Origin of the sequence: Paraburkholderia kirstenboschensis (assembly GCF_904848585.1) — a bacterium.
GTDB lineage: Bacteria > Pseudomonadota > Gammaproteobacteria > Burkholderiales > Burkholderiaceae > Paraburkholderia > Paraburkholderia kirstenboschensis.
On record NZ_CAJHCR010000005.1, the window covers coordinates 137,495 to 150,123 of the forward strand.

The 12,629-nt window shown below is 66.4% G+C and carries 12 protein-coding genes; 11 read left to right on the top strand and 1 reads right to left on the bottom strand.

Features of this window, described 5'->3' with window-relative positions; genetic code table 11:
* Positions 1–554 precede the first annotated feature (554 nt).
* From JMY24_RS16050 to JMY24_RS16090, 9 genes are all read left to right on the top strand, one after another.
* Positions 555–962, top strand: coding sequence for a 4a-hydroxytetrahydrobiopterin dehydratase (locus tag JMY24_RS16050; protein ID WP_128587233.1), 408 nt, complete (start codon positions 555–557; stop codon positions 960–962).
* A gap of 188 nt (positions 963–1,150) precedes the next feature.
* Positions 1,151–2,179 (top strand): beta-ribofuranosylaminobenzene 5'-phosphate synthase family protein, encoded by a 1,029-nt coding sequence (locus JMY24_RS16055; RefSeq protein ID WP_201702401.1) that lies wholly within the window; start codon positions 1,151–1,153, stop codon positions 2,177–2,179.
* A gap of 278 nt (positions 2,180–2,457) precedes the next feature.
* Positions 2,458–3,399, top strand: coding sequence for an NAD(P)-dependent methylenetetrahydromethanopterin dehydrogenase (locus JMY24_RS16060; RefSeq protein WP_201702403.1), 942 nt, complete (start codon positions 2,458–2,460; stop codon positions 3,397–3,399).
* 27 nt (positions 3,400–3,426) lie between these two features.
* Complete coding sequence (locus tag JMY24_RS16065; protein WP_201702405.1) at positions 3,427–4,650, top strand: ATP-grasp domain-containing protein; 1,224 nt, start codon at positions 3,427–3,429, stop codon at positions 4,648–4,650.
* Positions 4,613–5,656, top strand: coding sequence for a methenyltetrahydromethanopterin cyclohydrolase (mch, locus tag JMY24_RS16070; RefSeq protein WP_201702407.1), 1,044 nt, complete (start codon positions 4,613–4,615; stop codon positions 5,654–5,656). The genes JMY24_RS16065 and mch overlap by 38 nt, the downstream gene beginning before the upstream one ends.
* Positions 5,653–6,711, top strand: a complete 1,059-nt coding sequence (locus tag JMY24_RS16075; RefSeq protein WP_413231249.1) for an ATP-grasp domain-containing protein — start codon at positions 5,653–5,655, stop codon at positions 6,709–6,711. Before mch ends, JMY24_RS16075 begins: the two co-directional genes overlap by 4 nt.
* Positions 6,695–7,735 carry a triphosphoribosyl-dephospho-CoA synthase gene (locus JMY24_RS16080; RefSeq protein ID WP_413231250.1) on the top strand — a complete coding sequence of 347 codons (1,041 nt, stop codon included), beginning with the start codon at positions 6,695–6,697 and terminating at the stop codon, positions 7,733–7,735. Before JMY24_RS16075 ends, JMY24_RS16080 begins: the two co-directional genes overlap by 17 nt.
* A 105-nt stretch (positions 7,736–7,840) precedes the next feature.
* Positions 7,841–8,350: a formaldehyde-activating enzyme gene (fae, locus tag JMY24_RS16085; protein ID WP_128592084.1), complete on the top strand. Its 510-nt coding sequence runs from the start codon at positions 7,841–7,843 to the stop codon at positions 8,348–8,350.
* Positions 8,351–8,441: 91 nt separating this feature from the next.
* Positions 8,442–8,849, top strand: coding sequence for a hypothetical protein (locus JMY24_RS16090; protein ID WP_128598640.1), 408 nt, complete (start codon positions 8,442–8,444; stop codon positions 8,847–8,849).
* Between the two features lie 98 nt (positions 8,850–8,947).
* Here JMY24_RS16090 and JMY24_RS16095 read toward each other — a convergent pair whose 3' ends face one another.
* Entirely contained in the window at positions 8,948–9,490 is a 543-nt protein-coding gene (locus JMY24_RS16095) for a dihydroneopterin aldolase (protein ID WP_128598641.1), read from the bottom strand.
* Positions 9,491–9,911: 421 nt separating this feature from the next.
* On the opposite strand from JMY24_RS16095, the gene JMY24_RS16100 reads away from it, so the two are divergent.
* Both JMY24_RS16100 and JMY24_RS16105 read left to right on the top strand, forming a co-directional pair.
* Positions 9,912–12,044, top strand: coding sequence for a sigma-54-dependent Fis family transcriptional regulator (locus tag JMY24_RS16100; protein ID WP_201702409.1), 2,133 nt, complete (start codon positions 9,912–9,914; stop codon positions 12,042–12,044).
* Positions 12,041–12,619 (top strand): flavoprotein, encoded by a 579-nt coding sequence (locus tag JMY24_RS16105; RefSeq protein WP_128598642.1) that lies wholly within the window; start codon positions 12,041–12,043, stop codon positions 12,617–12,619. The genes JMY24_RS16100 and JMY24_RS16105 overlap by 4 nt, the downstream gene beginning before the upstream one ends.
* Positions 12,620–12,629 lie beyond the last annotated feature (10 nt).

Consider the following 12,629-nt stretch of genomic DNA (forward strand, 5'->3'; position numbering starts at 1 on the left):
GTTCATGTCTCCTCCAGAATGGTCTTGCTGTTCAACTCACGAATGACCCACGCTACCTCGTCGCACCGGGCGCGCCCTCCACGGATGCAGGGTAACGATCAGCGCCATTCCCAATCGTTGTCGGGTTTGCGGCGCATGACGGCCAACGCATATTCCATGCCGGTTTCGCAGCGGCACGAGCCGCATTCGCAGCGACAAGCCGGCCCCCAAACGCCGCGCGGGCACAGCGCATCAAGCCGCGCGGCGTGCCTCGGGCACCGTTGGCGTTGCCGTGTGCAGGCTGTATGAAACGGCAATCGCGCGAGACATGGTTAAGTGGTGTCACGCCGTCACACCACTTAATCGAGCCATGTGGCACATACTGTGTCATTGCCCGATACGAAGCGTGTCCGTCGCGTCGCAGGCCGCGGAGGAAGCGCTTCGCAGAGCGCTGCATCGGGTTCGCGCGCCGCAGGGCGCGTTCGGTGGTGCGTCCGGTGGTGCGTCCGGTGGTGCGTCATTTGCAGCGCAACATGAGTGTTATCGATCGAACCAACATCCGCGGAGAAGCGATCATGGCAAACACCGAAAAGGTCTATTCCGACGAGGAGATCCAGCAACGGCTCGTCGGCCCGCTTCAGCACTGGTACGTGGAAGACGGCTGGCTGCGGCGCAAATACCGCACCGAAGGCTGGAAGGGAACGTTGATGGTGGTGAACGCAGTGGGTCATCTCGCGGAAGCCGCGTGGCATCACCCTGATCTGACGGTCTCCTATGCATTCGTGATCGTGAAGCTGAAGACGCACTCGGCGAAAGGCATCACCGACAAGGACTTTGCGCTCGCGAGCAAGATCGAGTCGTTCATCCAGTGGCAGCCGGCCACCGAAGGCGGCCCGCTGGAAGGCACGCCGAGCGGCGACCAGCGCTTTCGCTACATCAAGTACGACGCGCCGAAAGCGGAGGGAGCAGCCGAGGGCGGCTAAAGCGCGTCTGGCGAAAGCAAGGGCGGCTGATGCGTCTGAAAGCGGACGTCCCCGCATCTCCCTGGTACGGCTTTCGCTTGACGTCGTGCGCCGGCCGCCGCGCGACGGCACGCGCCGTCGCCATGGCGCCGTGTGCGGCTGGCCCTGCTCGATCCACACCGGATCACGCCCGAACAAGGACACTTGCGATGCAGCTTCACGTTCGCCGCCTTCCGCCTGACGCCACCGTGACGGTCGACGCTCCCGCGCGGTTGCATCTGGGCTTTCTCGACCCGAACGCGTCGCTCGGACGCGCGTTCGGCAGTGTCGGACTCGTGATCGACGGCGGCGGGACTCGCGTCGAAGCGCGGCTCGCAGAACGCGACCGCATCGACGGTGCGGTGTCGGAGGCCGAACGCGAGCGCGTCGCGGTATGTCTCGAACGGCTGCATTCCGCGTACGACCCGACGCCCGTCGCGATCGACGTCACGCAGACGCCGCGCGCGCACACCGGCCTCGGATCGGGGACGCAACTGGCGCTCGCCGTCGGCATGGCGTTCGTCCGGCTGCTCGGCCACGTCGCGCCAAGCGCCGAACTCGCGAGCCTGCTCGGGCGCGGCGCGCGCTCGGGCATCGGCGTGCTCGGCTTCGATTCGGGCGGCCTGCTGGTGGACGGCGGACCGTCGGGCGATCTGCATCCGGGCGTGCCGCCGCTGCTCGCACGCCAGCCGTTTCCCGAGGACTGGCGCGTGCTGCTCGTCAGCGACAATGCGCGCGAAGGTCTGCACGGCGCCGACGAACGGCGCGGGCTTGCCGCGCTCGCGCCGTTCCCGCAGAAACTTGCCGCGCATCTGTGCCACCTTGTGCTGATGAAGATCCTGCCGGGCGCCGCCGAGCGCAACATCGTCCCGTTCGCACATGGGTTGACCGAGATGCAGCAGACCATCGGCGAATACTTCGCGCCCGTGCAGGGCGGCGTGTTCGCGAGCCCCGGCGTCGAGCGTGCGCTGCGCGCCGTGGCCGCGCAGCGCACCGCCGGAATCGGCCAGAGTTCGTGGGGCCCGACGGGCTTTGCGATCGTCGGCAGCGCGCGCGACGCCGAAGGCGCGCTCGCCGCAGCGCGCGAAGCCACGCGCGGCATGCCGCATATCGAATGCGCGATCGTGGCGGGGCGCAATCGCGGCGCGACGGTGCGCTCCGCCGAAGCGCGCCAGCATCGGCGCATCGACGCCGCATGACGTGCCTTTATTCCGCGCTGCGAGCTACGTACCGGGCGGCCAGCGAACTGGCGCCTGAAAATGCAGCGTCCACGAATGCACGGCCTGTAAATGGCGGGCTCGCGAAAGGGCCGCGCACGCCCACGCGGCACACGCGACGCAAGCGGCACATGCAACAGGCGCCGCACACGCGACATCGATTCGGCACGCACCCGCTATGCCCATGCGCCCACGCGCGGCAACCCGTTAGCCCTTGCGTTGCGCAGCCATGACATCGCCACTGAAACGAGCCCCCTGCCATGTCCGACACCACTGAAAAACCCGCTGAAAGGCCCTACATCCTGCACATGTTCACGGCCACGCCGCAGATGAGTCCGTTCGACGTCAACATGGCCGCCGACGCCGGCTATCAGATCATCGTGCCGTATTGCAACGTCGACGCCGCAATGGTCTCCAACCTCACACAGGACGCGATCTTTTCGCGCGGCCCGAAAGGCGTGGCACGCACCGGCATCTTCATCGGCGGACGCGATGTGATGCTCGCCGCCGACATGCTCGACGTTGCGCGCAAAGCCATGGTCCCGCCGTTCGAGGTGTCCGTGTTCGCCGATCCGAGCGGCGCGTATACGACCGCCGCCGCGCTGGTCGCGCTGGCCGAGCGGCATCTGGGCAAGGCGTACGGGATGGAACTGGGCGGCAAGCGCGTGCTGATTCTCGGCGGCACCGGCGCCGTCGGGCGCGTGGCGGCGGCGATGGCGGCTTCGCTCGGCGCGGACGTGTCGATCGGGAGCCACAGCGACCAGACGCGCGCGGTGCGGGTCAGCGACGATCTGAATCAACGCTTCGGCATCATGACCAAAGGCGTGGGCACGGCGACGCCCGCCGAACTGCGCGCGGTGCTCGGCGAGGCCGAGATCGTGCTGGCCACGGCGGTTGCGGGCGTGCAGGTGGTGACCCGCGAAGACCTCGAACATGCGCGCCATCTGCTGATCGCCGCCGATGTCAACGCGGTGCCGCCCGAAGGCATTGCCGGCGTCAACGTCATGAACGACGGCAAGCCGATCGAAGGCGTGCCCACCGCGGGCGGCGCGATCGGCATCGGCGCACTGGCGATCGGCAACGTCAAATATCAGGTGGAACACCGGCTTTTCACGCGGATGCGCACGGGCGGCAAGCCCGTCTACCTGAGTTTTCCGCAAGCGTTCGACGAGGCGCGCGCCGTCGCGGCCGGTCTTGGTTGAGCGGCGAGCCGTGCGGGAGCACCAGCCATGATCACGCGTCCATCTCCAGCGCGTGCGCCGTTCGTCGCGGTGGCGGGGCTATCGGCGCGGATGCTCGCGCAGTCTGCCGCACGTGCAGGCTTGCGGGTCGTCGCCCTCGACGTGTTCGGCGACCGCGATACGCGCGAGGCCTCCGAACTGTGGTTCGACATCGGCGGCGGCCCGTTGTCGATCGACGCCGCGCGGCTCACCGACGCGCTTCAACGCAGCGCGCGCCTGCCGGGGATGATCGGCTGGATCGACGGCAGCGGGCTGGAGCCGTTCGTCGCGCAGTTGTGCAGCGCGCCGGGCCTGCCGCGCTTTATCGGCAATTCTGTCGACGCCAGCGCCGCCGTGCGCGAGCCGCGGCGCTTCTTTGCACTGCTCGACCAACTCGGCATTCCGCATCCGCCGGTCGCCTTCACGCGCCCCGCCGCGCCGCAGGGCTGGCTCGTAAAACGCGCGGACGGCTGCGGCGGAACGCACGTAGAGCCACTCGCCACGCTCGCAGCGGTTGCCGGCACACGCGTTCCCGCGCAAGTCTATTTCCAGCGCCAACGCCGAGGCCGCGCGATGTCGGCGCTCTTCATCGGCGCGCGCGGCAGCGCACGCGTGATCGGCTTCGCGCAACAACTCACGTGCACGATGGGCAGCTTGCCGTTCGTGCATGCGGGGTCCATCGGCCCAATCGATCTGCCGCCCGATGTCGAGGTGCGCGTGCGGGCGGCAATCGCCGCGTTGTGCGCGCGCGTCGGGCTTACCGGCATCAATAGCTGCGACTTTTTGCTCGACGGCGATTCGTTCGAACTGCTCGAAATCAACACACGCCCTTCATCGACGATGACGCTTTACGAAACGGCCTCGCCCGATGCGTGGGCGCGCGGCCTCGTCGCGAGTCATATCGACGCCTGCCGTCACGGCCGTCTGCCCGCCGAGCCCGCGCGTGCGACGTGGCGCGCAGGTCAACACGTGCTGTTCGCGCCGCATCCGTTCACGGTCTCGCAAGCGTTCAGCGATGCATGCATGCGCGATCCGCGTTGCCGCGACGTGCCGCTGCCCGGCACATGGGTCGAAGCTGGCCAGCCCGTGTGTACGCTCATCGTGCGCGCGGCTTCGGTGGACGCGGTGCGGCATGCGCTCGACGCACAGCACGCGCTGGTGCTGCAACGAATCGAAACCTGCCATGAGCCCTGCTATGAGCCCGACCCTGCCTTCATCCACTGCCACTCCTGACGAACCCAGGCCGCCGCTCGCGGATGCCGCCGCGCTCAGCGTCAACGCGCTCAGCGAACGTCTCGTCGCTCGTCTCGTCGACGACGCCCCTCGTTTCGGCGCCGCGATCAGCCGCACCGCGAACGGCACGGTGCTCGTCGACGCGGGCGTGGCTGCGCCCGGCAGCATCGCGGCGGGCGTGCTGATCGCGCGCATCTGCATGGGCGGCCTCGGCCACGTGACCGTGCGCGAGAGCCTGGATGCGAGGCCGCTGTGGCCGAGCACGATCGAAGTGCGCACGTCGTGGCCGGTGCTCGCCTGCCTCGCCAGTCAATATGCCGGATGGAGCCTCGCTGCAACCAAGGAGCAGACCGGCGGCAAGAAGTTCTTTTCCCTAGGCTCGGGCCCGGCGCGCGCGCTTGCGGTGAAGGAGCCGCTCTTCGCCGAACTCGGTTATCGCGATCGTCACGAGCGCGGCGTGCTCGTGCTCGAAGTGGACCGCTTGCCGCCGCAGGTCGTCATCGACAAGGTGCTGCACGACTGCGGCCTCGCGCCCGAGCGGTTGACACTTGTCACCACGCCGACACAGTCTGTCGCGGGAACGGTGCAGGTGGTGGCGCGGGTCGTGGAGGTTGCGTTGCACAAAACGCATGTGCTCGGCGTCGCACTGGACGAGGTGGTGGAAGCCGGCGGCTCCGCGCCCTTGCCGCCGCCCGCGCCGGACGGCATTCAGGCGATGGGCCGCACCAACGACGCGATCCTGTACGGCGGCCGCGTGCATCTCACCGTGAAGCACGACGCGGTGGCACGGCGGCTCGCCGCTGAACTGCCCGCGTCGACTTCGCGCGATTATGGGCGGCCGTTCGCGGATATCTTCACATCGTTCAATTACGACTTCTACCAGATCGACCCCGCGCTGTTCGCGCCGGCCGAAGTGTGGGTAAGCAGCCTCGAAAGCGGCGCGACCTATCACGGCGGCGCCGTCGACGCGGATTTGCTGCACGGTCAATGGAGCGGCAAACCATGAGTCTGCCTTTGCCCGGCGCCTGCGCGGTCACGGACGCCAATATGGGCAGCGGCACCGACACGCGCAGCGCGCCAGCGCCGCTCCGCATTGCGATCATGACCGACGAAACCGGCTGGCACACCGGGCGCCTGAAAAAAGCGTTTCGCGCGCGCGGGGTGGAGGCGCGCTGCATCGACCTCGCCGATTGCCGCATCGACACGACATGGGAGCCGCATGGGCTCGTGCTGCCGGGGTTCGGCCATGGGCTGCCCGACGCGGTTTTCGTGCGCGGCATCGCGGGCGGCACTTTCGAGCAGGTGACATTGCGGCTCGGCATCCTGCATGCGCTGCGCGAATCGGGTGTGCCGGTCTACAACGACGCGCGCGCGATCGAACGCAGCGTCGACAAATCGATGACAAGCTTTTTGCTGCATCGCCACGGCGTGCCCACGCCCGCGACGTGGGCCGGCGAATCGGCGGCATTCGCGCAGCGTGTGCTGATGCGCGAGGCCGCAGCCGGGCGCCAGGTCGTTCTCAAACCGCTGTTCGGCTCGCAAGGCCATGGGCTCAAACGGCTCGGCTCTCGCAGCACGCCGCCGCGCGCGCTGGCGCCGCTCCCTTCGCTGAAGCCATACAGCCAGGTAGCGTATTTGCAGCGTTTCATCGACGGCGGCCGGCCGGGCTTCGACTGGCGCGTGCTCGTGATCGGCGGACGCGCGGTGGCGGCGATGCGGCGCATCGGCGGCAAAGGCTGGATTCATAACTTCGCGCAGGGCGCGACGTGCGAGGCGGCGGAGCTGGACACCGCGCTCGCACAAACGGCGGTGCGCGCCACCGAGGCGCTCGGGCTCGACTACGCAGGCGTCGACCTGATTCCGGATCCGCGCGATGCCGCCCGTCCGCTAGTGCTGGAGGTCAACGGCGTGGCGGCATGGCGCGGCCTGCAATCGGTGACGTCTATCGACATTGCAGCGGCGCTCGCCGACGATCTGCTGTTCCGCAAGCTGCCCGCGCAGCGCGGCGAACTTGCGCAGACCGGCGAGGCGGTGGTCGCGCTGCATGGACGCCATGGCTGAGCGGCTCTCGGGTTTTCTGCGCACGCCGGGCCCGAGCGGCTACATGTGCGCGGCGAGTTCGAGCGGTTCGGGCGGTCCCGCCGATATAAACACTGCCCGATCCACCACCGACTCCGCGCAGGCTCGCGCGGCTTTCCTGACAGCCTGCCGGCTGGACGTCGAAACGCCGAAACCAGGCAACGTCAGCGTGGATAGCGAAGGCCACGGCATGAGCGCGGCGCAGTTCATCGCAAGCGCAGACGCGGCCGCCGACGCGCTGTTCGCGCGCGGCATGCCGGTCGGCCAGCGCCTGCTCGATGCTGTAACGGGCACGCGCGCCACGGTCGGCTGCAATACGAACCTGGGCATCCTGCTGCTGGTCGCGCCTCTCGCCGCAGCGCTCGAAGAAACCGCGCGCCCGCTGTCGGCCCAGGCGTGGCACGCGGCGACCGAGCGCGTGCTCGCGCGCCTCGACATCGACGACTCCCGCCTCGCATACCGCGCGATCGCGCTCGCCAATCCGGGCGGTCTCGGCGAGGCTCCTGAGCAATCGGTGCACGATGCGCCGACAGTCGCCCTGCGCGCTGCAATGGCGCTCGCCGCCGCGCGCGACAGCATCGCGCGACAGTATGCCGAGGGCTTTCGCGACATTTTCGAAACCGGCCTCGCCGCGTGGCGCGAAGTTCCGGCCGATGATCCGCGCATCGCCACGCTGAACGTGTTTCTCACGTTCCTGAGCACGTGGCCCGACTCGCACATTGTGCGTAAGCAGGGGCTCGGCGTGGCGCAGAGTGTCACGCGAACGGCACGCGAGCGGCACGCGCAATGGCGCCGTACGCTCACGCAAGCGGGCACGGTCGCGGGCAGCCAGCAACTCGATGCATGGGATGCCGAAATGAAAGCCGCCGCCATCAATCCCGGCACCAGCGCGGACCTGACGGTGGCTACCCTGTTCGTCGCGCTTTGCCTCGAAGAGCCCGATACCGCAAGCGGCGCGCCACGCGAGCCTGACGCGCCGCGCACTGGCACGGATTCTGTTAGTTAGTGCCACCGTGCATCAACCCGCCGCCCAGGCGATCGCGGACCAGGACCGTCACAGGCGGCGTTCAGTCAGTCGGCAAGTCCCCATTCCACTCATCGGAGGAACAGCATGGCCAAGATCAACCGCGTCCTGATAGGCGAGTCGCTCGTCGGCGACGGCAACGAGGTCGCTCACATCGACTTGCTGATGGGACCGCGAGGTTCCGCTGCGGAAACCGCATTCTGTAATGCGCTAACCAACAATAAGGACGGCTTCACATCGCTCCTCGCGGTCGTTGCGCCAAACCTGCTCACCAAGCCGAACACGATCCTTTTCAACAAGGTGACGATCAAGGGTGCGAAGCAGGCGGTGCAGATGTTCGGGCCGGCGCAGCATGCGGTCGCGCTCGCTGTCGCTGACAGCGTCGAGGACGGCACGATCCCGCAGGACGAGGCGGACGACCTGTTCCTGTGTGTCGGCGTCTTCATTCACTGGCAGGCGGAGGACGACAAGAAGATTCAGGAGTACAACTACAAGGCGACGCGCGAGGCGATCCAGCGCGCGGTCAAAGGCGAACCGAGCGCCGCGGAGGTCGTGTCGAAGAAGAGCAGCGTCGCGCATCCGTTTGCCCCGAACTGATGGCTCGCGGCCCGCGCGGACACAGCCGCAAGACGGGAAGGCGCGGGCCTTGCATGATGCCATCGTGCAATTGCTCTCACAGAGGCATGAGATGACCCAACGATGTCGCGCGCTGGCGGCCTGTGCCTGCATTGCGTTTGCCGCGCCGCTCGCCTGGGCGGACGGCGATACGCAACAGACGCCGGCCCCGTCGGCAGGCTACAACTACCCGACCCAGGGACGCGTCGAATACGTGCTCTCCTGCATGGACGACAACGGGCACGATTTCGCGAACGTTTATAAGTGCTCGTGCGTGATCGACAAAATGGCGACGGCGCTCCCGTATGACGAGTTCGTCGATCAGTCGACCTTCGCGAAGTATGCGACGCTCGGCGGCGAAGGCGGCTCGGAGTTCCGCGTCGACCACGCGAAAGCGCAGACGAAGAAATTTCGCGCGTTGCAGACGGACGCCTACCGGAGTTGCGGACTCGGCAACGATAAAACCGCGGCATCGAAATAGCGGACATGTGCTGTAAGCGGGCGCGGCGCATGCCGTTCCGCCGCCGGCAGACGTGGCGCTTCGCCCGGACGATGCAGCGTGGTCCGGGCCTCGCGGGTTCAATCCGGAATCAGCCCCTCGCCAAGCGACGCATAACTCGCGAGGCCACTTGCTTTTGGCATATCGCTGCGCTGCCGCTCGATCTGCACGCCGACCGCCGCGACGTCGTCGAATTTGGCCGGCTTGGCGAGCGACACGCGCACCCAGTGCGCGCCGAAATCGGTAATCAGCAGGCGGGCTACCGCTTCAGCAAGCGCTTCCAGTAGCCGCACACCGTGCGACTCCAGCAACGCATGCAACGCGCTGCGCACCGCTGCGTAGTTGATGGTGTCCTCGATGCGATCCGTCGTACAGGCGCGAATCGCGGGCACACCGATCGCGAGGTTCATCCGCACGGGCTGCGGCACGTGCAACTCGCTGCTGTCGATACCTATAATCGTCTGACCGATAAAGTTTTCGATGAACACGATGTCCATGCGCTTCGGCAGCGTGCCGGCGGATGGCGCTTCTGAAGGCGCACCCCAGGGCATACCCGCGCGAGGTGTCCCCGCATCGGCGGCGGCGCAGAAACTGGCGAGGCGAACGGTATCGATACGGTCCATGGTGTACTCCGCCGCGTAGCGGCAACAAGTTAAGAGACGCAACCCGGGTAAACACAAAGCAGCATGCAACGAGTTGCCCGCGAAGCGCTCTGCGCCGCCAAGCGTCTCGGCAGGCCCCGGCAGGGCATGCCGACATTAAAAGCAAAAACCGGGCACACCTTGTACTATTGATGCGACTTCTTATTGAACGAGAACGACATCGGGCGTAGAGTTTTAAGCCAACGCCTGACAGTAACCCGAAACAGCGGGCGTATTACTCAGTGCGCATACGGACGGAGAAGGACAGAGAAGCCGCGGCGCCGGGGGATGACATTATCGATAAAGCGGCACTCGTGACGCGCCAAGCGAAGCCCAGGCAAACGCAACACTACGCCAGGCAACGTCCGGCGCGCGTGAAGTTGCCGCAACGGAGACGAACCCCATGTCGTTGCTTGCTGACAGCTCCATGCACGTCCGTGAAATTCTGAACGTCGTCAATCATCAATTGGCGACACGTCCGACGAGCGAGCCAGTCGCTCAATCGTGGGCACGTTGCGTCAACGAATTCCAGCTCGACCCTTCCCGCTTCGTCACGCCGCCTATCCTCACGGACTACGAACTAAGCTCGCGCCGTGAGGCCATGGGCGATCTGATCGCGTGCTCGAAGCTGGAAATGACCACGCTCTATCAACAGCTGGCCGATCCCGAACTCGCCGTGGTGCTGGTCGACTCGGGCGGGGTGATCGTCCATCAGGTTTCGTCGGTGCCTTTCGCCGAAGCGGTCGCATCCGACGGCTTCCGCGTCGGCGCGTTGTGGAGCGAGCGCGAAGCGGGCACCAACGGAATGGGCACGTGCCTCGCCGAACGCGACTGCATCGCCGTCTGCCAGCACGAGCATTTCTATCCGCGCTACACGTCGCTCACCTGCTCCGCCGCGCCGATCTTCGACGACAGCGGCGAGATTGCCGGCGTACTCGACGTCACGAGCCGCTCGAAGCTGCTGCAGCAACACTCGCTGGTGCTCGTCGGCATGTCGCGCCAGATGATCGAAAACCGTTTGCTCGATGCGCGCTACCGTCACGCGAACATGATCCACTTTCACAGCCGCCCGGAATTCGTCGGCACGCTGCATGGCGGAAAGCTTGCGGTAGCGGACGACAGCACCGTGCTGGCGGCGAACCGCAGCGCACTCTTCCAGCTCGGCTTCCGCTCGCTTAGCGAACTGCGCGGACGGCGTATCGAGGAGGCGTTCAACGCATCGCTCGAAGACATGATCGCGCGCAGCATTCGCGGCTCGTTTCATCCGGTCACCGTGTACAGCGCCAACGCGACGAATCGCTTCTTCCTCGTCGCGCAGACCGCGCAAAGTGCGGCGGCACGCGTCACGCGTGTCGCCGTGACGGCGCCCGCGCCGCGCACGAGCGCACCGGAAAAGCGTCCACCGCCGGCCCGGCTCGATGAAATCGCGCATCTGGAGTTCGGCGATCCGCGCATGGCCTCGCAGATTCAGCTAGGCGTGCGCGTGGTCCAGCGCAAGATCCCGATCATCCTCAGAGGACAAACCGGCACGGGCAAGGAAGTCTTCGCGCAGGCGTTGCATAGCATCAGCCCTCATTCGTCGGGGCCGTTCGTGCCGGTGAATTGCGCGTCGTTGCCGGAGAACCTGATCGAAAGCGAACTGTTCGGCTATCGTGCGGGCGCATTTACCGGCGCACAGCGCGAAGGACGCCGCGGCAAGATCGTGCAGGCCAACGGCGGCACGCTGTTTCTGGACGAGATCGGCGACATGCCGCTCGCATTGCAAGCGCGGCTACTGCGCGTGATCGAGGAGCACGAGGTCACGCCACTCGGCGCCGAGACCACCGTCAAGGTCAATTTCCAGCTGATCAGCGCGAGCCACCGCAACCTGCTCGAACTGGTGCACGGCGGGCAGTTCCGCGAGGATCTGTATTACCGGCTGAAGGGCGTCGAACTGAATCTGCCGCCGCTCGCCGAGCGCGTCGACAAGCTGCCGCTGATTCACCACCTGCTCGAGGCGGAAACCGATAACGATCCACCGGAGCTCACGAAAGAAGCCGAGCAGGCGTTGCTGAGCTATGCATGGCCTGGCAACATCCGTCAGTTGCGACATGTGTTGCAGATGGCGATTGCGCTATGCGACGGACAACCGATCCGCTGCGAAGATCTGCCCGTGGAAGTCACGCAACGCGATCCGCTAGTTGCGACGCCCTCCGTGTCCCACTCAGTTGCGCAGCCGGCGCCGCATCCGGACGACGACCCCGATCTTTCCGCGCTGAACGCTATCCAGTTGAATGAACGTGAGACCGTTCTTGCGATGCTCGAGGAAAATCGCTGGAACGTCAGTAACGTGGCAAAGGCGCTGGGCATCAGCCGCAATACGCTGTATCGCAAGATGCGCCGGCTGCAAATCCGTCTGTCGCACGACGGCTCGGGACAGGACGGCGCCGAGCCCGACGACGCGGCCGACGAACAGGCCTTCGACGGTTCGCCGTCCGACGGATCGCCGCCCGACGGATCGCCGCCCGACGGATCGCCGCACGCTCACAGCGCATGACCCAGGCGCCCGCTCGCAAACTCGCGGATTTCAAGCCGGACGCGCGCTTCGCGTGGTGCGTGACCGGCTCGGGCCATCTACTCGAAGAGTCGATCGAACTCGCGCTGGCGTTGCCGCGCACGGACCTTTTTCTCTCCGCCGCAGCCGAAGAAGTACTGCCGCTTTACGGCTGGAATCTGCCCAGACTGCGTGAGCGCTTCAACGTGTTCCGCGACAAGAGCGCGAGCGGCGTGCCGGTCGGCATGCTGTATCACGGCATGTATCACACTGTCATCATCGCGCCGGCCACCAGCAATACGGTGGCCAAATGCGCGTTCGGCATCTCCGACACGCTGCCGACCAACATGTACGCGCAGGCCGGCAAGCAGTGCATTCCGGGCATCGTCTTTGCATGCGACACGGAACCGACCGTCGTCACTCAAAGCCCGAACGAATGGGTCGAACTGCGACCGCGCGCGATCGAACTCGACAATGTGGAGCGCCTGTCGCGCTTCGAATACACCACGGTCGCGCGCTCGCTGGATGAACTGAAGACGGCGCTCGATCAACGCCTCGCGACGCTCGACCTGGTATGACACGGCCCCC

Bases quoted from the DNA above. Each gene is read 5' to 3' on its own strand.
- JMY24_RS16050 (WP_128587233.1), top strand. From the start codon at position 555: ATGGCAAACACCGAAAAGGTCTATTCCGACGAGGAGATCCAGCAACGG.
- JMY24_RS16090 (WP_128598640.1), top strand. From the start codon at position 8,442: ATGACCCAACGATGTCGCGCGCTGGCGGCCTGTGCCTGCATTGCGTTT.
- JMY24_RS16105 (WP_128598642.1), top strand. From the start codon at position 12,041: ATGACCCAGGCGCCCGCTCGCAAACTCGCGGATTTCAAGCCGGACGCG.
- JMY24_RS16080 (WP_413231250.1), top strand. From the start codon at position 6,695: ATGGACGCCATGGCTGAGCGGCTCTCGGGTTTTCTGCGCACGCCGGGC.
- mch (WP_201702407.1), top strand. From the start codon at position 4,613: ATGAGCCCGACCCTGCCTTCATCCACTGCCACTCCTGACGAACCCAGG.
- JMY24_RS16060 (WP_201702403.1), top strand. From the start codon at position 2,458: ATGTCCGACACCACTGAAAAACCCGCTGAAAGGCCCTACATCCTGCAC.
- JMY24_RS16065 (WP_201702405.1), top strand. From the start codon at position 3,427: ATGATCACGCGTCCATCTCCAGCGCGTGCGCCGTTCGTCGCGGTGGCG.
- JMY24_RS16055 (WP_201702401.1), top strand. From the start codon at position 1,151: ATGCAGCTTCACGTTCGCCGCCTTCCGCCTGACGCCACCGTGACGGTC.
- JMY24_RS16095 (WP_128598641.1), bottom strand. From the start codon at position 9,490: ATGGACCGTATCGATACCGTTCGCCTCGCCAGTTTCTGCGCCGCCGCC.
- JMY24_RS16100 (WP_201702409.1), top strand. From the start codon at position 9,912: ATGTCGTTGCTTGCTGACAGCTCCATGCACGTCCGTGAAATTCTGAAC.
- JMY24_RS16075 (WP_413231249.1), top strand. From the start codon at position 5,653: ATGAGTCTGCCTTTGCCCGGCGCCTGCGCGGTCACGGACGCCAATATG.
- fae (WP_128592084.1), top strand. From the start codon at position 7,841: ATGGCCAAGATCAACCGCGTCCTGATAGGCGAGTCGCTCGTCGGCGAC.